Source organism: Nocardioides sp. NPDC006273, from assembly GCF_040613495.1.
GTDB lineage: Bacteria > Actinomycetota > Actinomycetes > Propionibacteriales > Nocardioidaceae > Nocardioides.
In genome coordinates this window covers 34,897-59,113 of sequence record NZ_JBEXSD010000035.1, presented here as the reverse complement: position 1 = coordinate 59,113, position 24,217 = coordinate 34,897, and the positions used below count along the sequence as shown (strand labels likewise).

At 69.5% G+C, this 24,217-nt stretch carries 24 protein-coding genes and 1 pseudogene; 13 read left to right on the top strand and 12 right to left on the bottom strand.

The window, feature by feature from the left end; translation table 11 throughout:
• Positions 1-184 precede the first annotated feature (184 nt).
• The gene (locus tag ABZZ22_RS16345; RefSeq protein WP_354933143.1) at positions 185-1,426 is read left to right on the top strand and encodes a DUF222 domain-containing protein; all 1,242 of its coding nucleotides are present in this window, start codon (positions 185-187) and stop codon (positions 1,424-1,426) included.
• On the opposite strand, the pseudogene ABZZ22_RS16340 reads toward ABZZ22_RS16345, so the two are convergent.
• The 3 genes and pseudogenes from ABZZ22_RS16340 to ABZZ22_RS16330 all read right to left on the bottom strand — a co-directional run bounded on the left by ABZZ22_RS16340 (position 1,388) and on the right by ABZZ22_RS16330 (position 3,600).
• A pseudogene (locus ABZZ22_RS16340) lies at positions 1,388-2,029 on the bottom strand (isochorismatase family protein). The gene ABZZ22_RS16345 and the pseudogene ABZZ22_RS16340 overlap by 39 nt on opposite strands.
• A gap of 32 nt (positions 2,030-2,061) precedes the next feature.
• Positions 2,062-2,814 (bottom strand): AAA family ATPase, encoded by a 753-nt coding sequence (locus ABZZ22_RS16335; RefSeq protein WP_354933141.1) that lies wholly within the window; start codon positions 2,812-2,814, stop codon positions 2,062-2,064.
• A gap of 87 nt (positions 2,815-2,901) precedes the next feature.
• Positions 2,902-3,600, bottom strand: a complete 699-nt coding sequence (locus ABZZ22_RS16330) for an EcsC family protein (RefSeq protein ID WP_354933139.1) — start codon at positions 3,598-3,600, stop codon at positions 2,902-2,904.
• A gap of 56 nt (positions 3,601-3,656) precedes the next feature.
• Between ABZZ22_RS16330 and aat the strand changes: the two genes are divergently transcribed.
• Positions 3,657-4,391: a leucyl/phenylalanyl-tRNA--protein transferase gene (gene aat / locus ABZZ22_RS16325; RefSeq protein WP_354933137.1), complete on the top strand. Its 735-nt coding sequence runs from the start codon at positions 3,657-3,659 to the stop codon at positions 4,389-4,391.
• Here the strand turns inward: aat and ABZZ22_RS16320 are convergent.
• Together ABZZ22_RS16320 and ABZZ22_RS16315 are read right to left on the bottom strand one after the other, a co-directional pair.
• Positions 4,388-4,714 (bottom strand): rhodanese-like domain-containing protein, encoded by a 327-nt coding sequence (locus ABZZ22_RS16320; RefSeq protein WP_292650428.1) that lies wholly within the window; start codon positions 4,712-4,714, stop codon positions 4,388-4,390. The two genes, aat and ABZZ22_RS16320, sit on opposite strands and share 4 nt — an antisense overlap.
• A gap of 9 nt (positions 4,715-4,723) precedes the next feature.
• The gene (locus tag ABZZ22_RS16315; protein WP_354933135.1) at positions 4,724-5,587 is read right to left on the bottom strand and encodes a DNA-formamidopyrimidine glycosylase family protein; all 864 of its coding nucleotides are present in this window, start codon (positions 5,585-5,587) and stop codon (positions 4,724-4,726) included.
• Between the two features lie 205 nt (positions 5,588-5,792).
• Between ABZZ22_RS16315 and ABZZ22_RS16310 the strand changes: the two genes are divergently transcribed.
• From ABZZ22_RS16310 to poxB, 5 genes are all read left to right on the top strand, one after another.
• Entirely contained in the window at positions 5,793-6,989 is a 1,197-nt protein-coding gene (locus tag ABZZ22_RS16310; protein WP_354933133.1) for an ATP-binding protein, read from the top strand.
• A 165-nt stretch (positions 6,990-7,154) separates the two neighbouring features.
• Positions 7,155-8,585, top strand: a complete 1,431-nt coding sequence (locus ABZZ22_RS16305; RefSeq protein WP_354933131.1) for an MBL fold metallo-hydrolase — start codon at positions 7,155-7,157, stop codon at positions 8,583-8,585.
• Positions 8,586-8,629: 44 nt separating this feature from the next.
• Positions 8,630-8,974 (top strand): VOC family protein, encoded by a 345-nt coding sequence (locus ABZZ22_RS16300; protein WP_354933129.1) that lies wholly within the window; start codon positions 8,630-8,632, stop codon positions 8,972-8,974.
• 31 nt (positions 8,975-9,005) lie between these two features.
• Positions 9,006-9,716: a hypothetical protein gene (locus ABZZ22_RS16295; RefSeq protein ID WP_354933128.1), complete on the top strand. Its 711-nt coding sequence runs from the start codon at positions 9,006-9,008 to the stop codon at positions 9,714-9,716.
• Positions 9,717-9,789: 73 nt separating this feature from the next.
• Positions 9,790-11,514, top strand: coding sequence for a ubiquinone-dependent pyruvate dehydrogenase (poxB, locus tag ABZZ22_RS16290; protein WP_354933126.1), 1,725 nt, complete (start codon positions 9,790-9,792; stop codon positions 11,512-11,514).
• On the opposite strand, the gene ABZZ22_RS16285 is transcribed toward poxB, so the two are convergent.
• From ABZZ22_RS16285 to ABZZ22_RS16265, 5 genes are all read right to left on the bottom strand, one after another.
• A complete protein-coding gene (locus ABZZ22_RS16285) occupies positions 11,511-12,965 on the bottom strand; it encodes an NAD(P)/FAD-dependent oxidoreductase (RefSeq protein WP_354933124.1) in 1,455 nt (484 codons plus the stop codon). The two genes, poxB and ABZZ22_RS16285, sit on opposite strands and share 4 nt — an antisense overlap.
• 125 nt (positions 12,966-13,090) lie before the next feature.
• A complete protein-coding gene (locus ABZZ22_RS16280) occupies positions 13,091-14,029 on the bottom strand; it encodes an ABC transporter substrate-binding protein (RefSeq protein ID WP_354933122.1) in 939 nt (312 codons plus the stop codon).
• A 28-nt stretch (positions 14,030-14,057) separates the two neighbouring features.
• Complete coding sequence (locus ABZZ22_RS16275; RefSeq protein WP_354933120.1) at positions 14,058-14,771, bottom strand: ABC transporter permease; 714 nt, start codon at positions 14,769-14,771, stop codon at positions 14,058-14,060.
• Positions 14,768-15,424, bottom strand: a complete 657-nt coding sequence (locus tag ABZZ22_RS16270; RefSeq protein ID WP_354933118.1) for an ABC transporter permease — start codon at positions 15,422-15,424, stop codon at positions 14,768-14,770. Before ABZZ22_RS16270 ends, ABZZ22_RS16275 begins: the two co-directional genes overlap by 4 nt.
• A 28-nt stretch (positions 15,425-15,452) precedes the next feature.
• Positions 15,453-16,514 (bottom strand): ATP-binding cassette domain-containing protein, encoded by a 1,062-nt coding sequence (locus ABZZ22_RS16265; RefSeq protein WP_354933116.1) that lies wholly within the window; start codon positions 16,512-16,514, stop codon positions 15,453-15,455.
• Between the two features lie 174 nt (positions 16,515-16,688).
• Between ABZZ22_RS16265 and ABZZ22_RS16260 the strand changes: the two genes are divergently transcribed.
• Complete coding sequence (locus ABZZ22_RS16260; RefSeq protein ID WP_354933114.1) at positions 16,689-17,705, top strand: NADP-dependent oxidoreductase; 1,017 nt, start codon at positions 16,689-16,691, stop codon at positions 17,703-17,705.
• Between the two features lie 6 nt (positions 17,706-17,711).
• Here ABZZ22_RS16260 and ABZZ22_RS16255 read toward each other — a convergent pair whose 3' ends face one another.
• On the bottom strand, positions 17,712-19,118 hold the full coding sequence (locus ABZZ22_RS16255) for a lytic transglycosylase domain-containing protein (protein ID WP_354933112.1): 1,407 nt from the start codon (positions 19,116-19,118) through the stop codon (positions 17,712-17,714).
• A 192-nt stretch (positions 19,119-19,310) separates the two neighbouring features.
• Here ABZZ22_RS16255 and ABZZ22_RS16250 point away from each other — a divergent pair, with 192 nt between their 5' ends.
• The 5 genes from ABZZ22_RS16250 to ABZZ22_RS16230 all read left to right on the top strand — a co-directional run bounded on the left by ABZZ22_RS16250 (position 19,311) and on the right by ABZZ22_RS16230 (position 23,218).
• Positions 19,311-20,081: a hypothetical protein gene (locus tag ABZZ22_RS16250; protein ID WP_354933110.1), complete on the top strand. Its 771-nt coding sequence runs from the start codon at positions 19,311-19,313 to the stop codon at positions 20,079-20,081.
• Positions 20,078-20,806: an SDR family oxidoreductase gene (locus ABZZ22_RS16245; RefSeq protein ID WP_354933108.1), complete on the top strand. Its 729-nt coding sequence runs from the start codon at positions 20,078-20,080 to the stop codon at positions 20,804-20,806. Before ABZZ22_RS16250 ends, ABZZ22_RS16245 begins: the two co-directional genes overlap by 4 nt.
• Before the next feature lie 130 nt (positions 20,807-20,936).
• Positions 20,937-21,317, top strand: coding sequence for a DoxX family protein (locus tag ABZZ22_RS16240; protein ID WP_354933106.1), 381 nt, complete (start codon positions 20,937-20,939; stop codon positions 21,315-21,317).
• Between the two features lie 81 nt (positions 21,318-21,398).
• Positions 21,399-22,169, top strand: coding sequence for a glycerophosphodiester phosphodiesterase family protein (locus tag ABZZ22_RS16235; RefSeq protein ID WP_354933104.1), 771 nt, complete (start codon positions 21,399-21,401; stop codon positions 22,167-22,169).
• Positions 22,170-22,279: 110 nt separating this feature from the next.
• Entirely contained in the window at positions 22,280-23,218 is a 939-nt protein-coding gene (locus tag ABZZ22_RS16230) for a DUF5926 family protein (RefSeq protein ID WP_354933102.1), read from the top strand.
• 106 nt (positions 23,219-23,324) lie between these two features.
• Here the strand turns inward: ABZZ22_RS16230 and ABZZ22_RS16225 are convergent, their stop codons facing one another.
• Positions 23,325-24,200 (bottom strand): AraC family transcriptional regulator, encoded by an 876-nt coding sequence (locus ABZZ22_RS16225; RefSeq protein ID WP_354933100.1) that lies wholly within the window; start codon positions 24,198-24,200, stop codon positions 23,325-23,327.
• Positions 24,201-24,217: the final 17 nt, after the last annotated feature.

The following is a 24,217-nucleotide window of genomic DNA, read 5'->3' as shown; positions in this document are numbered from 1 at the left end:
GGCGTGCCTCTCAGCCCCGGAGACAACGGGCGTGGGGTATTCCAGGGGATCCAGGGGCGTGAGCGCTGAGCTGCGAGGGTAAGTAATAGCCCGTACTTGACGGGCCTCCGGGACCAGCGAACCAAGCAGGGATTCTGCAATCTGCAGGAAGCCCTTTGAGTTCGTACGTCGGGAGGTGACCGTGATGACCACACTGCAGCAGCCACAACATCCTGTGCTGGCAGCGGTGGTCGCGATCACCGACGCCCTCGATGAGGTCGCGGACGCGAACCCCACGTTCATGGTCACCCCAGATAAGGCCGCCGCGCTTGTCGAGATCGCGCGGGCGAAAGCCCAGCTGGCCGAGCTCGAGCTACGGGTGATGGCTACTGCTGATGATGTGGCTGCGGATTCGGCTGCCCGCGATGTGGCGGCGTGGCTGCATCACCACACCCACCAGCGCCCCGAGACCCTGCGTGACGACCTCCGGCTCGCGCACGCTTTGGACCGCACCTATCACCGGGTCGCGGCAGCGATGCGCGCCGGGGACTGCAACTCGGCGCAGGCACAGGTGATCGTCGCGGCCCTCGACGACCTGCCTGCTGATCTCGACCCCGAGATCCGTGTGGAGGCCGAGGAGGCCATGGTCGCCTACGCGACCCAGTTCGACCCCACCCGACTGCGCCGCGTGGGGCGCCGGATCCTGGACGTCATCGCCCCCGAGATCGCCGAAGCCGAAGAAGCCAAGCGGCTCGCGGCTGAGGAAGCCCACGCCCGCAAGAAGACCCGGCTGACCATGCGCCGGGTCGGGGACGGCACCACCCGGATCTCCGCGGTCATCCCGGACGCGGCCGCGGACCGGCTGGCGACCAACCTGGAGGCGTTCGCCTCCCCGCGACGCGATGACGGCACCCGGACAGAGACCGGTGAGTACCTGCCCTACGCCCGACGCCTCGGGCGGGCGTTCTGCCAGATGCTCGAGGCCCTCGACCCGGCCCGGCTTCCGATCCACGGCGGGGATGCGACCACGGTGATCGTGACCATCGACCTCGACCAGCTCCGCAAAGACGCCGGCATCGGCCAGATCCTCGGCGACAGCCCGATCACCGCAGCCGAAGCCAGACGCCTGGCCTGCACCGCCGGCATCATTCCGGCCGTCCTCGGGGGCGCTTCCGAGGTTCTCGACCTCGGCCGCAAGGAACGATTCTTCACCGCAGCCCAACGCCGAGCCCTGCTGCTCAGGTCAGCGACCTGTGAGGCCGAAGGTTGCGACATCCCCGGCACCTGGGCCGAAGCCCACCACTGGCTCGCCTGGGCACAAGGCGGTCAAACAGATCTTGAGAACGCCGCGCTGCTCTGCAGTCATCACCACCACCGTGCCCACGACCCGGCGTACGTCCATGAACGCCTACCCAATGGCGACATCCGCTTCACCAGACGCAGATAGGTCGCGGTGACGCACGGTAGTGCGGTCGATCGGGCCGATCGGACCGTGGCTTGTCAGGGGGTGTGTGAGTGGCTCGCCGTCGGCAGCGGCGAAGCGCACTCCCGCGGCACTCGGTGCGATGACAATCGCGTCTCCGAGCGACCACTCCACCACCCTCGCGGCTTGCTCCGCGGGAACCCCGGCCTCGCCATCGGCGAATGGGGGAACGTCGTAGGTGCCATGACTATCGTGAGCGAGCACAACCGTATAACCCCGCGCGATCGCATCCCGAGCCGTCGCAGCGACACACATCTCCGAGATCAAGCCGCACAAGGAAACCGCTTGGACCCCGTGGCGCTGGAGCACATCGTCCAGATCAGTCCCCGCGAAGCCGCTGTCCTACGACTTCCGGACGACCACTTCGCCTGCTTCAGGGTCCAGAGCCAGCCGCCAACCATTGGTGCTCGGTTCATCTGAGGCGCCTGCAGGGCCGTCGTTCTGAAGGAACACCGCCAGCGCGCCAGCTTCTCGCGCTGCCGCCAGCTGCGCCTCGACGGCAGGCAACATGGTCGACATCGTCGGCAAGGCTGACTCGCCCACGACGAACGCGGTCTGCATGTCCACCACAACCAGCGGCGTTGGGATCAACACGCTAGTCATCCTCGCACTCTCTCCATCTCCCATGACGATGCAGATGTCGTCGGGGCCGAGATCGGTCGCGGCATCGGCCATCGCACGCGAGGTAGTCCCACAGCCTCTGCTTCCATCTGATCCACAACCTCCTCACTGCCGTGCCGGGATCGGCCAAGGAGCGCTTCGAGTCGTCCGCCGGCGCGGGCGCGGTCGACGACGTGGACCCGATCCCAAGAGCCGTCGGCGTCTCCGAAGGTCGTCGCGCTCAACAGTCGTGGCTGATCGTCGGTCCAGCGGTGCCAGTGGCGCTCGAACGACGTCGAGCGCACTATCCGCCCGCGTGCATGCTGACCGTCGATCGCCGCAGCGCGAGGCACGTCGATCATGACCAGCGACGTACGCCAGCCGCGGGCGCGGGCGATCCGCCCGAGCAGCGCGCGTCGGCGGGGACGGGTCGCAGGATCATGTACGAGGATCGTGCGCCGACCGCGGGTCGGGCCGAGCATGACGAGGGCGAAAGTTGCGAGCGCATGCCACAGATGCACCAGCGGCCGGTAGAGGCGGTAGGGAGTCCGCGGCAGTCGAGCCGAAAGCCAACGCGCCGCGGTCTCCGGATCGAGTGCGCGCACATCCGGGTTCCGGTCTGTCACCTGGCGGATCAGCGTGCTCTTGCCGGCGCCGGGGACGCCGCCCAGGAGGAGCAGGTGAGGTCTCGTCCCGACCCCTGCTGGGGGGCAGGCGGGGCTGGCCGGGGTGAGGCTCGAGTCGGGGGTCATCTCCTGCTCCTCCTGAGCGGACTACATCAGTGTGAAGTCCGGTATTCGGAGGAACGCGTGAGAAACCTGTGGGGTTCCTGTGAGGCCTCAGCCGTCTTCGGCGCGGCGCGGCAGCAGCTCGCGTGAGGCGTAGCGGCCGATCTGGTAGGTCATCCACCCGTCGGCCCCTGCGCCGACGACGCCGCCGACCAGCGGGATCCGCTTCGCGGCCATGGAGATCATGCCCCGGCCGGTGACCCGGCTGAGCAGCTCCTGGGCCACCTCCGCGGCAACGATGGCATCGACCGCGCGGTCGTAGCTGGGCGCGGTGGCGATCGCCATCGGCGGCGCCGGGATCTTCTTCTCCTGGATCTGCTTGCCGACCTTCTCCTCGCTCAGGAGGGTGAGCAGGATGCCGTTGCGTACGCGCGGGTCGGTCAGGTCGTAGCCACGCAGATGCGCGATCGCGGCCACCATCCGGCACTGGATGATCGCCATCCCGGTGATGTTGGCGGGGAGCGTGATGGCCGTGGTGACCACACCGCCGATGTTGGTCGCGAAGCCGCCCACGCCGGCCAGTCGTACGTGGTTGTCGATGATGTGCTTCACCGCGAGCTCGACGTCACCGTCGTGGTCCTTGAGGTGCTTCTCGGCGGCCGTGGCTGCGCCTGGGAGCGGACCGACGCCGACGATGGCGTGGTGCAGCGCCTGCCTGACCACGGTGGTGGTCACGCCGGGGGCGGACTGGATGACCTTGGGTGCGAGCCGGCCAGCCGCACTGCTGAGCACTGCCTTGGGACCGATCATGAGCAAATCTTAAGCGCGTGGTGGTTGGGGCTGGTGCAGGGCGATAACGTTTCGTCGTGGCGAATATTGGGGGTCCGATCGAACCGGAGCCGTCGCCGTGGGCTTTCGCGGACCTTCGGGACCCAGGAACGGACGCTCATGGCGGGGCGGAGCTGGACGATCTGGTGGGGGTGGGCGCGGACGTCGCGCCCGGTACGCTGCTGGCCGCGTACCGTCACGGGATCTTCCCCATGCCCGGCGAGTCCCCGCGAGATCCGATGATGTGGTTCTCGCCGGTCAGGCGTGGCGTACTCCCTCTGGACGGGCTGGTCGTCTCGCGATCCCTGCGCCGGTCGGTGCGGGACTTCGAGATCCGGGTCGACACCAGCTTCGACGAGGTGGTGGGCTCGTGCGCCGATCCGCGACGGCCGCACGGCTGGATCGACAAGCGGATCCGTCGGGCGTACGGCGACCTGCACCGGCTGGGCTGGGCGCATTCGGTCGAGGCCTGGCAGGACGACCGCCTGGTCGGCGGGCTCTACGGGGTGGCCATCGGCGGACTCTTTGCCGGGGAGTCGATGTTCCATCGCGTCCGCGACGCGTCCAAGGTCGCTCTCGTCGGGCTGGTCTCCGCGCTGCGCGAGGCGGGGTCGACCGACCAGCGGATCCTGGACGTGCAGTGGCGCACCGACCATCTCGCCTCGCTCGGCGTGATCGAGGAGGATCGCACGGACTATCTCGACCGCCTGGAGAAGGCGCTCAGACTGCCGCTCCCGGAGGTCTTCGGCGGTCCGCCGACGCAGATGCCCTAGAGAACGTACGCCTCGGAGCCGGTCTCGCTGACCATCGGCCGCCCGGCGGCGGCCCAGTCGAGCATCCCGCCGGCGAGGTTGACGACCTCGAAACCCTGCTGGGCGAGGTAGTTGACCGCCTGGGCGCTGCGTCCGCCCACCTTGCAGACCACCAGCGTCTGGCCCTCGGGAAGGTCACCGAGGCGCGCCGGGAGCTCTTGGAGCGGAATGTGGGTGGCACCTTCGATGTGACCCGCGGCCCACTCGTCGTCCTCGCGGACATCGAGGACTGCCACGGGCAGAGGATCGGGCACTCCGGTGATCTCGACGGTGGGGATGCTCACCCGCAGAGCCTACTTGAGGAGCCGGGACATCCGGCGATCGGCGAGCGGCTTCCCGCCGGTCTGGCAGGTGGGGCAGTACTGCAGGCTGGAATCGGCGAAACTGACCTCGAGGACCGTGTCTTTGCAGACCGGGCACTTCTTGCCGGCCTTGCCGTGCACGGCGAGGTTGGACTTCTTCTCGCCCTTGAGCTCGCTCATCGCCAGGCCGGAGTCGCGCTCGACGGCCTCCTTCAGGGTCGTCCGCAGCGCGTTGTAGAGGCTCTCCGACTCGTCCTGGGTCATCTCGGCGGGCTTGAACGGCGACATCTTCGCCGCCCACAGGATCTCGTCGGAGTAGGCGTTGCCGATGCCCGCGATGATCGACTGCATCCGCAGCACGCCCTTGATCTGCTTGCGGCCCTGGCCGGCGAGGATCTCGCGGAAGCGGTCCAGGGTGAAGTCGTCGGCGAGCGGGTCGGGGCCCAGCGAGGCGACTCCCGGGACGTCCTGCGGGTCGTGGACGACGTAGAGAGCCAGGCGCTTCTTGGTGCCACCCTCGGTGATGTCGAGCCCGGTGTCGTCGTCGAGCACAACTCGGATCGCAAGACCGCTCTTGGACCCCGGGCGAGGCGGTGTCGCCGGGAGCTCGTTGCGCCACCGGATCCAGCCGCCGCGGGCCAGGTGCAGCACCAGATGGATTCCGCTGGCCTCGATGTCGATGAACTTGCCGTGGCGGGTCACGTTATCGACCAGCGTGCCCTCGACTGCGGTCAGCGGCGGGTCGTACGTCTTCAGGGCGCTGAACTGCGCGACGTGCACCTTCGTGATCGCCCGGCCGTCGAGGCGCCCGCGCAGGTCCTCGGCGAGCGCTTCCACCTCGGGTAGTTCCGGCATGTTCGCGAGTCTAGATCGTCAGGCTTGCATAGGGGGAGAGAATCCGGCTATCATCGAACACATGTTCGACGATAGCGGTCGATGCAGGAGTCTGCGGCTTTCTAAGGTCTGACTTAGAAAGCCGAATAGAGACCTACGCTCGTGAAAGATGTGGCTCGCTAGCGAAATCTAAGACGCGTCCTATAGATCTGGATATCGTCTGATCATGGACCCCATCCGCAATCCGTACGCTCCAGGCGCGGGCCAGCGGCCCCCTGAGCTCGCCGGTCGGAACGAGCAGCTCGGGCAGTTCGATGTGGTGCTGGAGCGGGTGGCAAGGGGTCGTCCGGAGCGGTCGCTGGTGCTCACCGGGCTCCGTGGCGTCGGCAAGACGGTCCTGCTCAACACCCTGCGCTCCGCGGCGGTCCGCAAGGGCTGGGGCACCGGGAAGATGGAGGCGCGCCCCGACCAGTCGTTGCGGCGGCCGCTGTCGAGTGCGTTGCACCAGGCGGTGCGCGAGCTGGGACATCCGAGCGCCGACGACGTCGACCACGTGCTCGGTGTGATCCGCTCGTTCGCCCAGCGGGAGGCCGGCCCCAACGCCAAGCTGCGCGAGCAGTGGTCGCCGGGCATCGAGGTTCCGGCGGTCCGGGGGCGTGCTGACTCCGGTGACATAGAGATCGACCTGGTCGAGCTGCTCACCGATGTCGGCGGGCTCGCAGCGGATGTCGGGAAGGGTGTCGGGGTCTTCATCGACGAGATGCAGGATCTCGGGCCCGACGACGTCTCCGCGATGTGCGCGGCCTGCCACGAGATCAGCCAGTCCGGGCTCCCTGTGATCGTCGTCGGCGCCGGACTGCCGCATCTCCCGGCCGTGCTCTCGGCGAGCAAGTCCTACTCGGAGCGGCTCTTCTCCTACCAGCGCATCGACCGCCTCGAGCGTGAGGCCGCCGACCGCGCCCTCGCCGCTCCGGCGGGCGAGGAGGAGGCCGAGTTCGAGACCGCCGCGCTGGAGGAGATGTACTCCGCCACCGGCGGCTACCCCTACTTCATCCAGGCCTACGGCAAGACCGTGTGGGACCAGGCGCCCCGCTCGCCGATCACCGTGGAGGACGTGAAGGTCGCGGCTCCCGAGGCCGAGCGCGAGCTGGCGGTCGGCTTCTTCGGCTCGCGCTACGAGCGCGCCACCCCCGCCGAGCGCGACTACCTTCGCGCGATGGCCGATGCCGCCGTCGAGCTCGGCGCCGACGACATCGGCACCGTCGCCACCGCGGACGTCGCGGCGTTCCTCAACAAGAAACCGCAGTCGCTCTCGCCTGCCCGTGACGCGCTGATGAAGAAGGGCCTGATCTACTCCGGTGAACGGGGTCGGATCGCGTTCACCGTCCCCCATTTCGGCCGTTACCTTCGTCAACAGGGGTAGTTCAGCGCCCGGTCGGCACCCTGGACAGCTGATGCCGCAGCCCGCCGTTGCACCAGCGGGTCGAGTGATCGGGCCGTGGGTCACTCGGCGAAGGCCGTAGGACCCTCCCAGCATCCGAGCGGATGCAGCAGCGTGGTGGTGACATCACCTGCGAAGGGAAGCTTGATGACTTACTCCGAGACCCCTGTCGTCGGCGACCCCGGTACGTCGCTTTCGAAGCATCCCGCACTGGAGTTCCTCGGTGCATCCGGCACGGTGACCGGAAGCCGGTTCCTGGTGACGTACGGCAGCGATCGCCTGCTGGTGGACGCCGGCCTCTACCAGGGCCTGCGCGAGCTGCGACGGCTCAACTGGGCGCCGTTCCCGGTGACGCCCGCAGACCTGGATGCCGTCGTCCTCACCCATGCTCACCTCGACCACACCGGTTACCTGCCTCGGCTGGTGAGCGACGGCTTCGCCGGCGAGACGGTGTGCACGCCGGGCACCGCCGCACTCACCGCCATCGTTCTCCGGGACAGTGCCCGTCTGCAGGAGGAGGACGCTCGGGTCGCCAACGAGGGCGGCTGGTCGAAACACGACCCGGCTCTGCCGCTCTACACGGCGGCAGATGTCGAGCGGACGCTCGAGCGCGTGCACCCGGTGGCCTTCGGTGAACCGTGGCCGCTCGGCAGCATGGTCGTGACGCTGCAGCGTGCCGGCCACATCCTGGGCTCCGCGGTGGCCGTCGTCGACGTCGGAGGTGAGCGGGTGGTGTTCAGCGGCGACCTGGGTCGACCGGGGCATCCGATCCTGCGGCCGCCAGCGCCGCCTCCGGCCGCCTCGGCGATGGTGCTCGAATCCACGTACGGCGACCGACGGCACCCACCGGTGGATCCCGAGGTCCTCGCCGACACCGTACGCCGCACCGTGGCTCGTGGCGGTGTCGTACTGATCCCGGCGTTCGCCGTGGACCGGACCGAGCTGGTGCTGCTCGAGCTGCTCAGGCTCCGCCGCACCGGCCAGATGCCCGAGGTCCCGATCTTCGTCGACAGCCCGATGGCTCTCGCCGCGCTCGACGTCTACCAGGCAGCCCTGAGCTCGCACAGCGACGAGCTCGACCTCGAGCGAGCGGCGCCGTTGCACGACCTCGACCGCTTGAACGTCCACCGGATCCGAGACGCCGCCGCCTCCGAGCGACTCAACCGCCCCAAGGAGCCGTGCATCATCATCTCGGCCTCCGGGATGGCCACCGGCGGCCGCGTCGTCCACCACCTGCTCCGCCAGCTTCCCGACCCTCGCAACAGCATCGTGCTCACCGGCTATCAGGCTCAGGGCACCCGCGGCCGGCAGCTGGTCGAGGGTGCCCGGGCGGTGAAGATGCACGGCCGGTACGTCCAGGTCCGAGCTGAGGTGGTGGCGATCTCGGACTTCAGCGTGCATGCCGACGCCGACGAGCTGCTCGCCTGGGTCGCCTCGGCACCCGAGCTCCCGCAGACCGTCTACGTCGTGCACGGCGAGCCGACGTCATCCCGCGCGCTGGCGGACCGGGTCCAGGACGAGCTCGGCGTCGTCGCCGTGGTGCCCCGGCGCGGTGAACGCGTACTCCTGGGCTCATGACGCCTGGTCTCGGAACCCTCAACGACTCAACGAAGGAGACAGACATGACACATTCCGTGGTGCACTTCGAGATCGCCGGATCTGACGGCGAGCGGCTCGTCGGGTTCTATCGAGACCTGTTCGGCTGGGACATCCAGGGGGCCGGCCCCGACTACTGGCTCGTGAAAGCTGCGGAGGACGGGATCGGTGGCGGTGTCATGCAGACCCGCGACGAGATGCCCGCCTACGTCACGGTGTACGTCTCGACCGACGACCTCGACGGCAGCCTCCGGCGCGCCGAAGAGCTGGGTGGTGAGACCGTCGTGCCGCCGATGGAGATCCCCGGCACCGGGTCGTTCGCCATGTTCCGGGACCCCGGCGGCAACATCATCGGACTGTTCCGTGAATGACCCGACAGAGCCGCAGCGCGAGGTCCGGCCAATGACGACTGAACGACCGCGCTGGACGACCGGGCGAGTCATCGCCGTCGTGGCCGGCAGCGTTCTCCTGCTGGTCTCGCTCGGCCTCATCGCCGGTGGCGGTGCTCTCGCGGTGGCCGCGGCCCAGCGGGACGACGACGGCTATCTGGTGACCGACGGGGTGGCGATCTCCGCCTCTGGGCACGCGATCACCTCCGAGACGATCACCATCGAGACCGACACCGGAGCGGACGTACCCGGCGTGCTGGTCGGGGACGCCAAGCTGGTCGTCACCTCAGTCGAGGAGGGCCCGGTCTTCGTGGGCGTCGCGCCGTCCGCGGACGTCGCCGCCTACCTCGCCGACGTCCGCCACTCGACGATCGACGGCTTCGACGGCAACACCCCGACGTACGATGCGGTCGACGGCGGATCCCCGGCGTCCCTCCCTGCGGATGCCGGCTTCTGGGCCGCCTCGGCGAGCGGGACCGGGCCCCAGACGCTCACCTGGGAGGTCGAGTCGGGCGACTGGACCCTTGTCGTGATGAATGCCGACGGGCATGCTCCGGTGACCGCCGTGGCGGCCATCGGCGCCACCCTCCCGATGCTCGGCATCGCGATCGGTGTGTTGCTCGGTGTCGGCGGCGTACTCCTGGTGGTGTCGCTCGCCCTGCTGATCGGCGGGCTGTTGTCGGCGAGCCGGGTGGAACGGAGGGATCCCGCGTCGGCCAGGTGAGGGCGGCTCGTACGTCAGGACCGCATCGACGCTGTTCTACGGTGGATGACGTACGCGCCGAGAAGGAGACCGCATGTCGACCATCGCCGAACAGATCGTGTCCACCTTGTCCGCCAGCGGCGTCCGCCGCGTCTACGGGATCCCGGGGGACTCCCTCAACGGGTTCACCGATGCGCTCCGCAAGAACGGAGACATGAGTTGGATCCAAGTACGTCACGAGGAGTCTGCCGCGTTCGCGGCGGCCGCCGACGCTGCGGTGACGGGTGAGCTCGCGGTGGTCGCCGGGAGCTGTGGGCCGGGCAACCTCCACCTGATCAACGGGCTCTTCGACGCCAACCGCTCACGGGTGCCGGTCCTCGCGATCGCCGCCCAGATCCCGACCGCCGAGATCGGCACCAACTACTTCCAGGAGACGCACCCGCGGGAGCTGTTCCGAGAGTGCTCGGTCTATACCGAGTACGTCGCTCAGCCGAGCCAGATGCCGCACGTGCTCGAGATCGCGATGCGTGCGGCGGTCGAGAAGCAGGGTGTGGCGGTGCTGGTGATCCCTGGGGACGTCGCGCTGGCCGAGTCGGAGGTCGACCGGGCCGTGGCGATCCGTCCGACGCGCTCCCGGGTCATCCCCGACGAGGATGAGATCGGGCAGGCGGCCGCCCTGCTGAACGCCGGTGACCGGGTCACCATCCTCGCCGGCGCGGGCTGTGCCGGTGCGCACGACGAGGTGGTGGCCCTTGCCGAGGCTCTCGGCGCCCCGGTGGTGCACGCGCTGCGCGGAAAGGAGTTCTTGGAGTACGACAACCCCTACGACGTGGGGATGACCGGCCTGCTCGGCTTCGCCTCCGGCTATCGCGCGATGGAGCGGGCCGACACGCTGCTGATGCTCGGCACCGACCTCCCCTACCGGCAGTTCTTCCCGAAGCACGCCAAGACCGTCCAGGTCGACATCCGCGGCGAGCAGCTCGGTCGGCGCCACCCGATCGACCTCGGCATGGTGGGAACGGTCAAGGACACGGCCGCGGCGTTGCTGCCGTTGCTCGACCGAAGTGGAGACAGGCGGCACCTGGACGACTCGCTGGACCACTACCGCCGCACCCGGACCAAGCTCGACGAGCTGGCCACCCCGTCCCGGTCGAAGGCGCCGATCCATCCGCAGTACCTCGCTCGGTTGGTCGACCAGGCCGCCTCCGACGATGCCGTCTTCATCCCCGACGTCGGTTCGCCGGTGGTGTGGGCGGCGCGCTATCTGACCATGAACGGTCGCCGCCGGCTGATCGGCTCCTTCGCCCACGGCTCGATGGCCAACGCGCTGCCGCAGGCGATCGGCGCCCAGATCGCCCATCCGGACCGTCAGGTCGTCGCGCTCGCCGGTGACGGTGGGCTCACCATGCTGCTCGGCGAGCTGCTCACCCTCGTTCAGAACCGGCTCCCGGTCAAGCTCGTCGTGTTCAACAACTCCTCGTTGAACTTCGTCGAGCTGGAGATGAAGGCTGCCGGCTTCGTCACGTACGGCACCGACCTGGTGAACCCGAGCTTCGCCGACGTCGCCAACGCGATGGGCATCTACGCTCGTCGTGTCGAGCACTCCGAGGATCTTCCGGAGGCGGTCGCCGACATCCTCGGTCACGACGGCCCCGCCCTCCTCGATGTCGTCACGGAGCGCCAAGAGCTCTCCATCCCGCCCAACATCACCGCCGAGCAGCTCAAGGGCTTCACCCTCTACGCCATCCGGTCGGTCATGTCCGGTCGAGGTGACGAGCTGATCGACCTCAGCAAGGCCAACCTGCGCCAGCTGTTCTAACGATCGCGTCCAGCGGTCTCCAGCAGGCGGAGCCAGATCTCGCTGATCGTCGGGTAGGCGGGGACGGCGTGCCAGAGACGGTCCAGCGGGACCTCGCCGACGATCGCGATCGTGGCCCCGTGCAGGAGCTCGGAGATGTCCGGACCGACCGCGGTGAAGCCGACCAGGACCTTGCGCTGCTCGTCGATGACCATCCGCGCCTGGCCACGGTAGCCGTCGGCGTGCAGCGATGCGCCGGCGACCGAGCCGAGGTCGTAGTCGACGACGCCGACCTCGATGCCGGCGGCCTCGGCCGACTCGGCGGTGTGGCCGACGGCGACGACCTCGGGATCGGTGAAGATCACCTGGGTGACGGCGCGCTCGTCGGCGGTGGCGGCGTGACGGCCCCACGTGCTCAGGTCGGGCTCCTCGCCGCGCGCCCGGGCCGCGATCAGGTCACCGAGGGCGCGGGCCTGGTATTTCCCGTGGTGGGTCAGCAGCGCGCGGTGGTTGATGTCACCGGCGGCGTAGAGCCAGCCGTCCTCGAGCCGGCCACTGTCGTCGACCACGGCCAACGCGTCATCGACTTTCAGCCACTTGCCGGGCGTGAGCCCGACGTGCTCGAGGCCGAGGTCCTTGGTGCTGGGCACCCGGCCGGTGGCGACGAGGACCTCGTCCGCGGCCACATCGGTCCCGTCGGAGAGCGTCAGGTGCACCTCGCCGTTGTCGTCGCGACGGACCTCGGTCGCGTCGCGGTCCAGGTGAAGAGCGACCCCGTACGTCCGGAGCGCATCGGCCACGTGCTCACCCGCGAATTCCTCGACCCCCGCAAGGAGCCGGGTGCGCGAGATCAGGGTCACCTGCGACCCGAGGGCGCTGAAAGCGGTCGCCATCTCGGCACCGACGACCCCGCCGCCGATGATCGCCAGGCGTTCCGGGACAGACGTGGCGGCGGCAGCCTCACGGTTCGTCCAGGGTGAGGCGTCAGCCAGGCCCGGGACGGGCGGGATGAGGGCGGTGGTGCCGGTGGCGATCACCACGGCCTGACGCGCCTGAAGGTTCGTGGTCGTGCCGTCTGAGTCGGTGACGGTGACCGTGCGGGTGCCGGTGATGCGGCCGTGTCCACGGACCAGCGTGATCCCGGCACCGGTCAGCCACTCGACCTGGCCGGCGTCCTTCCAGCCCGAGGTGAACTGGTCGCGCCGGGCGAAGACGGCATCGGCGTCGAGGGTGCCCGTGACCGCTTTCCCGGCGGCCGGCAGCGCCTTGGCGGCACGCAGCGCCGCCGCGTCCCGGAGCAGCGCCTTCGTCGGCATGCACGCCCAGTAGGAGCACTCGCCACCCACCAGCTCACGCTCGACGATGGCCGCGGTCAGACCACCCTGCACTGCGCGGTCGGCGACGTTCTCGCCGGTCGGTCCGGCCCCGATGACCACGACGTCGACGGTGAGATCTTTGCTGGTGCTCGTCATGTCAGGAACCCTACCCGCGCGCCAGGACAGGCGAAGGGCGGAAACCAGGAAGACAGGAAGACAGGGCCGCCCGGCGTCATCAGGATGACGCCGGGCGGCTACCGGGGAGAGCTGGGTCAGGCGCCTCAGTCGATGCCGTTGTCGGCCAGGAACTCCTTGGCGACCGTGGCGGGGTCGGCCTTGTCGACCTGCACTTCGGCGAGCGCGTCGGTGAGGTTCTCGGTGGTCAGCGCATCGGAGACCGCGTTGAGGGCGGACTCAGCGTCGTCGGTGAGGACCTCGGAACGGATCAGCGGCACCACGTTCTGGGCGAGGAAGAGGTTCTTCGGGTCCTCCAGGACGACCCAGTCGTTGGTCGGGATCGCGGAGTCGGTGGTGAAGACGTTGGCGACGTCGACGTCACCCTTCTTCAGCGCCGCGATGGTCAACGGGCCGCCGGGGTCGGTCGGGGTGAGCTCCTTGAACGTGACGCCGTAGGCCTTCTCGAGACCGGGCACGCCCTGGGCACGCTTCTTGAACTCCGGGCTGGCGCCGAGCTTGAGGTCCTTGGCGATCGGCGCGAGGTCCTCGATGCTGGACAGGGAGTACTTCTCGGCCGTCTCCTTGGTGACCGTCAACGAGTCCTTGTCCTCGGCGGCCGACTGCGGAAGCGTCTGGCTGCCCTCCGGGAGGACGTCCTGGAGCGCGGTGTAGACGTCTTCAGGCGCGGAGACGCCCTCCGGCATGTCGCCCTCGGTCAGGTAGGAGAGCAGACCGCCGTTGTACTCGGGCAGCAGGTCGATGTCGCCGCTCTTGAAGGCCTCCATGTAGACCTCGCGCGAGCCGATGTTGGGCTTGGTCTCGACCTCGACGCCCTCGGCCTCGAGAGCCTGGGCGTACATCTCCATCAGCAGCTCACTCTCAGGGAAGTTTGCGGAGCCGACGACGATCGTCCCGGAGTCCGAGTCGGAGCCGGAGCCGGAGTCGGAGTCGGAGTCGAGCGGGTCACCGCCACAGGCGGTCAGGGTGCCTGCCACGGCGATCGTCGCGAACAGGTACGCGGTGGTGCGGGTACGGCGGGACATCGGGATACCTCTCGGTTTGCTGGGTTGTTCAGCCGGCGGGTTCGGTTTTGGGCTCGGGACGGACGGTGGTCGGTCGGTTGTCGGCTCCGCGGCCGCCGACCCCCGGTGAGACGAGCAGCCGCTGCGCCCCCGCGAGCGCGAGGTCGATCGCGACCGCGAGCGCGGCGATCACGATCGCGCCGGCCACCACCTGGTCGTACTCGAGCGTCGCCAGCCCGTCGAAGAGATAGCGGCCGAGACCGCCGAGGCCGGCGTACGCAGCGATCGTCGCCGTCGAGATCACCTGGAGGGTGGCGTTGCGCAGACCGCCGATGATGATCGGCAGCGCGATCGGGACTTCGACGCGCCAGGCGATCTGGGGCTCGGTCATGCCGACACCTCGCGCCGCGTCGACGGTCTCGTCGGCGACGGACCGGACGCCGGCGTACGTGGTGGCGAGGATGGGAGGGATCGCGAGCACGACCAGAGCGATCGTGACCGGGACCAGACCGATCCCGACGACCGCGAGCGCGAGCATGAGGACGCCCAGGGTCGGCAGCGCGCGACCCGCGTTGCCGAGGTTGATGGCGAGCAGCGCACCACGCCCGGTGTGACCGATCAGCAGGCCGATCGGGAACGCGATCACGGCCGCGATCAGCAGGGCGAGGGTGGTGTAGCCGAGGTGCTCGAGGATGCGCTGCGGGAACCCTTCGGGGTTGGCCAGCGACCAGTTCGCGGCGTCGAGCAGGTAGTCGAGACTCATCGCGCACCCGCTCTCGCCCACGGGGTGAGCCGGCGTTGGATCGCGACGATGAAGACGTCCGCGACGACCGCGAGCGCGACCGAGAGGACCAGCCCGATGATGATCGGCGGCAGGTAGAAGCCGAGCTGGAACCCTCGGGTGAAGAGCTGGCCGAGACCGCCGATGCCGATCAGGGCGGCGACGCTGACCATGCTCACGTTGGCCACCGTCGCGACCCGGAGACCGGTCAGGATCACCGGCATCGCCAGCGGCAGCTGGACGGTGAACCAGCGGCGTACGGGCCGATAGCCCATCGCGGAGGCCGCCTGGAGGACGGTTGGGTCGACGGCGTCGAGACCGTCGGCGGTCGTGCGGACGAGCAGAGCGAGCGAGTAGAGCGTGAGCGCGATGATCACGTTGAGCGGGTCGAGGACGCTGGTGCCGAGGATGCCCGGGAGCAGCAGGAGCAGGGCCAGCGACGGGACGGTGTAGATCACGCTTCCGGCGGTGAGCGCGATGTGGCGTACCAAGCCGTAGCGCTGGACCAGGGCACCCAGCGGCAACGCGAGGACGAACGCGATCGTCACGGGCAACAGGGCGAGCCAGATGTGCTGGACGAGTGCGGTGAGGATGTCGTCGCCGTTGGTGCCGAGGTAGCGCCAGAGGTCGCTCACGCCGCCGCCTCCGCTCGTCGCCGCTCGCTCACCCGGCGTCCTCCGCCGTGGCCAGTGCCGTCAGCCGCTCCCGCTGCTGGGTGCGTACGCTGCCGGCCAGGTCCTCGAGCAGGACCAGCCCGTCGGCGCGCCCCTCGGCATCGACCCGCACCGCGGCGCCTGCCGGCGAGAGGATGACCAGGTCCGTGACCGTACGCAGGTTGGCACCGTCACGGAAGGTGCCCTCGGTCGGGAGGAGCCCGTCCGCGCCGCGCCATCCCAGCGGCCGGCCGTCGGGGTCGACCTCGAGGGCGAGCCCGTCGACGCCGTGGTCGATGGGCCGGAGCGTGATCTCGCTCCCGTCGGCGAACCCGAGGCCGCGGAAGCCACGGTCGCGGCCCACGAGCGCGGCGACGAAGTCGTCGGCGGGCGCGGCGAGGAGGTCGGCCGGTGGCGCGAACTGGGCCAGGCGGGCGCCCTGCGCGAAGACGGCCACCTCGTCACCGAGCCGGATCGCCTCGTCGATGTCGTGGGTGACCAGGACGATCGTCTTGCCGAGCTCGCTCTGGAGCCGGAGCAGCTCCTGCTGGAGGTCGTCGCGCACGACCGGGTCGACGGCGGAGAACGGCTCGTCCATCAGGAGCACCGGCGGGTCGGCCGCGAGCGCGCGGGCGACGCCGACGCGCTGCTGCTGACCGCCCGAGAGCTGGGACGGGTAGCGCTCGCCGAGGTTGGCCGGGAGCCCGACGCGTTCGAGCAGCCCGAGGGCGCTCGAGCGTGCGTCCCGTCGAGCGACGCCCTGCAGGATCGGGACCGTCGCGACGTTGTCGAGGACCGTGCGGTGCGGGAAGAGCCCGGCGCCCTGGATCACATAGCCGATCTCGCGCCGCAGCTCCGCCTCTGGGCGCGCGGTGACGTCCTCGCCGTCGATCAGGACTCGGCCGGCGGTCGGCTCGATCATCCGGTTGATCATCCGCAGCGCGGTCGTCTTGCCGCATCCCGACGGTCCGACGAACACGGTGATCTGCCCGGCCCCGACCTTCATGGAGAGGTCTCCCACCGCAACGGTGCCGTCCGGATAGCGCTTGGTCACGCTCTCGAACTCGATCACAGCCACCGCTCCTGTCTGTCGTTCCCCACCTGCGGACGCCGTTGCTCAAGGACTTCAGCCTGCCAGAACAGGAAAGCGAACAGAAGCATTCCCGCGTCCGACGGGTCGGGCAGGTCTGTGGTCCTCAGGACCGTAGCCGAACGAACCTGCCCGGCAGTGCGGCACCATGGCTGGATGACCGATACGAACACCCAGATCCTGCTCCGCGCCCGCCCGGTCGGCGAGCCGACCCCCGAGGACTTCTCGATCGTCACCTCCGAGGTGCCCACACCCGGGGAAGGAGAGGTGCTGCTGCGTACGCAGTTCCTCTCGCTCGACCCCTACATGCGCGGTCGGATGAGCGACGCGCCTTCGTACGCCGCGCCGACCGCCCTGGGCGACGTGCTGCCCGGCGCGACGGTCGCCGAGGTCGTGGAGTCGCGCGATCCGTCGCGGCAGGTGGGCGATGTCGTGCTGGCGTACGGAGGGTGGCAGTCCTACTCGACCGCGCCGGCGGCGCACACCCGGCAGCTGGATCCGGCCGTCGCCCCGGTCTCGACCGCGCTGGGGGTGCTGGGGATGCCGGGGTTCACGGCGTACGCGGGGCTGACGCAGATCGGCCGGCCGCAGCCCGGCGAGACCGTCGTGGTGGCGGCGGCGACCGGTCCCGTGGGTGCCACGGTGGGGCAGATCGCGAAGATCCTCGGCTGCCGTGCGGTGGGGATCGCCGGCGGCCCGGAGAAGGTCGAGCATCTGACCGAGCTCGGCTTCGATGCGGCCCTGGATCACCGCGCGCCCGACTTCAAGGACCAGCTGAAGGCGGCGGTTCCCGGCGGGATCGACGTCTACTTCGAGAACGTCGGTGGGCATGTGTGGAACGCGGTGCTGCCGCGGCTCAACAAGTTCGCTCGGGTGCCGGTCTGCGGGATCGTCGCCCACTACAACGACACCTCCGCCCCCGAGGGGCCCGACCGGGCGCCCGGGTTGATGCGGCATGTGCTCAACAAGTCCCTGCTGATCAGGGGTTTCATCCAGACCGAGTTCGTCCGCGACCACGAGCAGAACTTCCTCTCCGACGCGGCCGGCTGGCTGGCCGACGGCAGGCTCCGCTACCGCGAGGACATCACCGAGGGTCTCGAGAACGCGCCTGCCGCGTTCAACCGGATGCTCCGGGGTCAGAACTTCGGCAAGACGGTGATCAAGGTCAGCTGACCCGGCTCACTCCGTCGACGAAGCGGCCGGGGCCTCCTCGCCAGTCTCGGTCTCGGCCCCTTCCGACGGCGCGGGGGCGGTGTCGTCGGCGGTCGGCGGGGGAAGTGCCTCCCAGCCCGGGGCGCCGTGGAGGGATCGTACGTAGTCCTCGGCGTCCTCCAGGACGGGGATCGTGGTGCCGAAGTGTTCGACGCACTTCGCGACGACCGACTGGTAGGTCTCCCCTTCGGGATCGAGATCGGGGTACGTCGTGGTGACGGCCTCCTCGCACCGGCTCTCGACAGTGGGCTCCGGATCCGGCTCCTCGGACGTGGGCGGGTCCGTGGGAGTCGGAGTCGGTGTGGGGGTCGGTGTGGGGGTCGGCTTCGTCGTCTCGCCTTCGCCCGCCGAACCGCCGGTGCCGGTGTCCGGATCGGTGTCGTCGGTGTCCGCAGGCTTGCTCGGCGCGGGTGCGGGCGTCGGTGTAGGAGCCGGAGGCTTGGGAGCGGCCTTGGGAGCTGTCTTGGTCTCCGACTTCGGCGCCGGCGCGACAGTGTTCGAGGTGCGCGGCAGCGGGGAGGCGGTGGGCTTCATCGAAGAAGGTGGTCCGCCGTCCACGTTGGGCGAGCCGGGGAACTCCCCGTTGCGGTACTGCCCGGCGATCTTCAGCACTGCCTCGACGTACGTGTCGCTCTGGTTGTAGCGGTAGACCGCGGCGTTGGCGCCGGAGGTGGTGCTGACGTCCTCGGTGCCGGCGCACAGGAACGCCGCCGTGGCGACGGCGGCATCGTCGATGTCCTGCGGGTCGCGGCGGTTGTCGCCGTCACCGTCTGCGCCTGCGTAGGTCCAGGTGGAGGGAATGAACTGCATCGGGCCGACCGCGTGGTCATAGACCGTGTCGTGGTCGTAGAGGCCGTTGTCGGTGTCGTGGATCGCCGCGTAGTTGCCGGCGCCGTTGAGCTGCGGGCCGATGATCGCGGGGATGGCGAGGCCGTGGGAGTTCAGCTCGCTGCTGCCGAAGCGGCCGTGGTTGCTCTCGACCATGCCGATGGCAGCGACCAGCGCCCAGTCGAGGCGGCAGGAGGCGTCGGCGTCGTTGAGCACGGTCGACGAGCGCTGGTACGCAGCCAGGGCGACCGGCGGGATCGACAGCTCCTCGGCGTTGGCGGCCAGCTTCACCGCGTCGGTCGGGGTCAGGTTCTTCACGCCGCCCAGACCGCCGGAGATGCCGAGGGGGTCCTGCAGGGCGCCCGGGTCGGGCAGCTCGGGCCGATGATGGCCGGTGTCGAGGCGTCCCTCGTTCGGAGCCAGGACGGCGAAGGCAGCGGTCAGCGCGACGGCGGCAACGGCCCGAGGTCCGATGCTGGTCAGCGCCGCAGTGCTGATGCTTCTGGCCGAGCTTCTTCCCGGCTTTCGTCGGGCTGCTTTGGTCACGCCTGTCTCACCTCTTCCACGCGTGGGGTACGTGTCGTCCCTGAGCCTACCCAGGTATTCCCATCTGATGCCCCCTCAATCAGAAATCAATCCCCCACGATGAGGAACGTCAACGGTCGGGCAACCTGACGTTGGGCTGGTGTTTCCCGCTTCGCCGCGTGGTCTCATCCTGCGCATGTCAGCGTGGCGGGCATGACTGAACGGACGCGTCTGTGGATGGTTCCGCTGGTCGCGGCCGCGGGTTGGGGCGCCGGCTTCCTGCCGCAGATCGTCCAGCCGCAGCCGCTCCTGCTTGCGCCGATGGTCGCCGAGCTGGTCTCGTTCACGCTGCTCGCCGCGGCGCTCGGTGGGCTCGCGGGAGGACTGCGCCCCGACCGCCGGCTGCTCAGCGCGGGTCTCGCCGGCGTCGGGGTCGTCGGCGCGGCGTTCCTCGGCCTGACGTTCGCCGCGGGCCCGGCGACGACCAACCCCTCGATGGCGACCCAGCTGATCGCTGTCGCCGCGATCACGACGGGCGCCGGTCTGACCGCCGGGATCACCGCAAGCCTCGGGCCGTACGTGCTGCGGGCGCCGATGCTTGCCGCGCCGGCCGTCTGCGTACCCCTCTGGCTCGACGGGATGCTCGCCGGTGACCTGCCGTCGTCGGTCATCGATGCGCTGCTCGCGGCTGCGCTGGTGACCGTGCTGGTGACCTCGGTACGCCGCGCCGTCGACGTCGTCGCCTGGGTGCCCGCCTGGATCCTCGGCTGGGCGATGCAGACCCTGCTGACCGTGCTGGTGGCCATCGGCGTACTCATCCAGGAGGGCCGCTCCGTCGACGCCGGCCTGCTCTCCTCGCACCTGGTCTACTTCCACGAGCGCTGGAACGAGCCCGCGGTGCACTTTCCGGCCGGATGGGCGCTCGCCGGCGTCCTGGCACTGGCGTTGGTGGCGTGGCGGCTGCGTGACAACCTTCGGGTGTGAAACGAACGCTCATCACCGGAGGCACCCGCGGGATCGGTGCCGCTATCGCTCATCGGCTCGCTGCCGAGGGCCACTCGCTCGTGCTCGGATACCTGTCCGACGCCGAAGCGGCCACGTCGACCCGTGCCGCCGTCGAAGCCCTCGGGGTCTCCTGCGAGATCGTCCAGGCTGACATCACCACCGACAGCGGGATCGCCGACCTGTTCGAGGCCGCCGGCCCGATCACAGGTGTGGTCAACAACGCCGGCGCGACCTACCGCTATGCGCCCCTGGCCGAGACCCCGGCGGACGAGATCCGGAAGACGTACGCGGTCAACCTGGTCGGTCCCACGCTGGTCGCCCGAGCGGCGGTGTCGGCGCTCGCCAACAGTGGGAGCAGCGGTGGCGTCATCGTCAACATCTCCTCCGGCGCCGCGACCCTGGGGTCGCCGGGAGAGTACGTCCATTACGCCGCCGCCAAGGCCGGGATCGACGCGCTCACCAAGGGCCTCGGGCTGGAGGTCGCGGGCCAGGGGATCCGGGTGGTCGCGGTCGCCCCCGGTCTCACCGACACCGACATGCATGCCAACACCGGCGACCCTGGCAGGCTCGCGCGGATGGCACCCCAGATCCCGCTCGGCCGGGCGTCCTCACCCGACGAGGTCGCCGAGGCCGTCGCCTGGCTGATGAGCGACAAGGCCGCGTACGTGACCGCGACGACGCTGCGGGTGACCGGCGGGCGCTGACGCCCGCACGCTGACGCCCGCACGCTGACGCCCGCACGCTGACGCCCGCACGCTGACGCCCGCACGCTGACGCCCGCACGCTGATGTCCACCGATGTCACAGCCGGGCGGCGTACGTCGTCATGGTTGGCATGAACATCATCTTGTGGATCGTGACGATCTTTCTGGCGGCTGGCTATCTCGCCGGCGGGCTGGCGATGCTGCTGCTGTCGAAGGAGAGGTTTCGCAACGCCTTCGAGGGGTGGCACTACGCCGATGACTTCCCTGCGGGATTCCTCAAGGTCATCGGTGTGATGAAGGTGCTGGCCGCCGCCGGGCTGATCCTGCCGGCGGTCACCGGGACCGCCACCTGGCTGGTGCCGCTCGCAGCCCTCGGGCTGGTCCTGCTGATGACTGGTGCGACGACCACCCGCATCATTCGCAAGGAGTGGGGTTCGGCCGCCGGCGACCTGGTCTTCTGGTCTCTGGCAGCCTTCGTCGCGATCGGCCGTTTCGAGCTCGTCCCGTTCTAGGCGGGGTCTTCGGATACATGGCCTGGTGACTTGTCGCTCGTGTCGCGCGACGTGGCTTGCCCGATGGCCCACAATCTCCATATGAGGCCCCAGGTGGTCGCGCATCGCGGCGCCAGTCATGAGATCGCGGAGCACACCCTGGCCGCGTACGTCGCGGCTCTGGATGCGGGCGCCGACGCCTTGGAGTGCGACGTGCGTCTGACGATGGACGGACATCTCGTCTGTGTCCACGACCGTCACCTGCGCCGCATCGGGGCGCGCGGGCTGGTCTCGGAGATGACGCTCGCCGAGCTGCAGGCGATCGACTTCGCGGCCTGGAAGAACGGGTTCTGGGACGGGCAGGACGAGGCGCCCGACCGGGACAAGCGCGGGGTGCTCACGCTCCACCGGTTGCTGCGGACCGTGCGGGACTACGACCGCCACGTCGAGATGGCCATCGAGACCAAGCACCCGACGCGCTACGGCGGCCTGACCGAGGGCAGGCTGGTCGACGTGCTCAACGACTTCGGCTGGGCGGGTCCGGACAGCCCGGTGCGGGTGATGAGCTTCTCGTTCACGGCGCTGCAGCGGGTGGAGCGGCTGGCGCCGGGCGTGCCTGTCGTCCAGCTCATCGACCGCGCTGCCAACTGGTCCCTCCTGCGGCACACGATCGGCCCGGACTGGTGGCTCGGCGCCGGCATCGACATGCTCACCGCCCATCCCAAGCTCGCCCGGCGGTTGGCCTCGAAGGGTCGCAACCTCCACGTCTACACCGTGAACACCGAGGATCAGCTCAAGCTCTGCCTCGACCTCGGGGTCAACGCGGTCATCACCGACCGGCCGGGGTTCATGTTGGGGCTGCTCGGCCGCTGAGCCCGCGTGTAACACGTCGTTCGTGGGTCTATCCGGTCGTTATAAAAGGCGAGTAGACCCACGAACGACGTGTTACACGTCGAACGGCCCCGGCAGGTTAGGGTTTGGCCGTGGCCAAGAAGTCCCGAGTGAAGAACCGTCAGGCGGCTGCGGCCCCGACGGACGGTCCCAACCCGCGCGCGGCGTGCCCGTGTGGGTCCGGCAAGCGCTACAAGGCATGCCACGGTGCGTCCGGGGGTGCTTTCGTGGGGCGCCCGTTCGAGGGGCTGCCCGGCGAGTGCGACCTGGTCGCCCTGCGTGAGCTCGTGCCGTCGGCGACCGTGTCGCTGACCGTGAAGGGCTACGAGTCGACCCCGGTCAGGCTGGGCACATTGCTGCCCGGGGCCGCGCCAGCGATGTCGCGTGACTCGGGCGAGGTCTGGGTCGGGCTGCAGGTGCAGCACAACTACGGCGACGTCTCTCGCGATGTCGCCGCCGCACTGCTCCAAGCGCTCGAGGCGCGTGCCGCTGGTGAGTCCGGCGTCTTCGGTCTGACCACCGCTCCCGGTGCCGGACCTCGACTGCAGGACCTGGTGACCAGCTCGTCCCTGGACGTCACCGTCCACGAGGGCTTCGAGTGGTGGCTCGGCGACGTCGAGGACAAGGGTGACTTCGAGCACGCGCTCGAGCACGCCAACGAGTCGGTGCTGCCGACCGAGCGGCTGACCTCGGTCGAGGCCGCGTACTGGACCTCCGTCGGCTCCAAGGAGCACCTCCGCTGGGTGATGCCCGAGCCCGAGGACGCTCTGCTGACCGCGCTGGCCCGGCTGCACGTGGCCGGGGACGACGTGATCGTCCCCGACGCCCGCTTCGTCGGCATGTTCCGTGCCCACGGCCTGCTCGCTCCCGTCTGGGACGTACCTGTCGGCACCGGCGCCGAGGCGCTCGAGGAGCCGGCGGTGGCGTTCAAGAAGCTGCTCGACGAGACCCTCGCCGACGAATCCGAGATCACTCCCGAGGTGCGCTCGGCTCGCGCCGGTCTCGCCAATCGGCAGGTGACGATCCGCTGAGGTGGATGCTGACCGAGTTACCTCGGTCAGCAATCACCTACTTCATGGAGTTCCACGAGGGAAGCGGATGCTCACCGAGTTACCTCGGTGAGCATTCGGCCCCCCGTCAGCCCTTCTCCACCGGCATCCAGATCTCACAGGACGCGTACGTCTCGGTGAGCTCGAGGTAGCGCAGGACTGAGGGCCCGGGGCGGAGCCGCCACGGGTTCGACGGGAACCAGTCGGTCGCCGTCGAGGCCCAGAGCCGCTGTAGCGTCTTCGGGTGCGGGCCGCTGGATGCGAAGACCGCCCAGGCGCCGGCCGGCACGGTGATGCTGTCGAGCCCCTCGGCCACCTCGACCGACGACGTCACCGCGACGCCGTGCAGGTAGGTGATCATCGTCCCCTCCGGCGCATCGGGCGACGGGGAGTCGGTGACCGCGAGGATGCCGCGCGGGTCGGTGTCGTTGAGCTCCTTGAGGCGGCCGTGCTCCTCGGGTGCGATCGAGGCGATGTGCGCCTGGATGTGCGGGTTCGCGCCTTCGTGGATCAGCGGGACCTTGGCGGCGTGGCCGACCAGCCGCAGCGCGGGAATGTCGTTGATGGTGACGTCCATCGGGGTGCCCCCTTCGACGCTCAGGCGGAACCTGAGCGTGGATTGTGTGCGGAGCGGACCACCGGATCGGCGTACGTCGGCGGGAGCCGAACCGTGCACAGCACGGAACGCGCGCCCGAACGCCTCGGTCGAGCCGTAGCCGTAGCGCACCGCGACCTCCAGAAGGTCAGGGGCACCCGTCACCAGGTCTGCTGCGGCCAGGGTCATCCGGCGGCGGCGTACGTACTCCGACAGCGGCATCCCGGCCAGGGCCGAGAACATCCGGCGCAGGTGGTACTCCGTGGTGCCGTGGTCGCGGGCGACCCGAGCCACGTCCATCTCGCCGGCGAGCCCGTCGTCGAGCTCTGCCTCGACCAGGTTGACCAGAGTGTTGAGCGTGCCGATCATGTGGTCCTCCTTTCGCG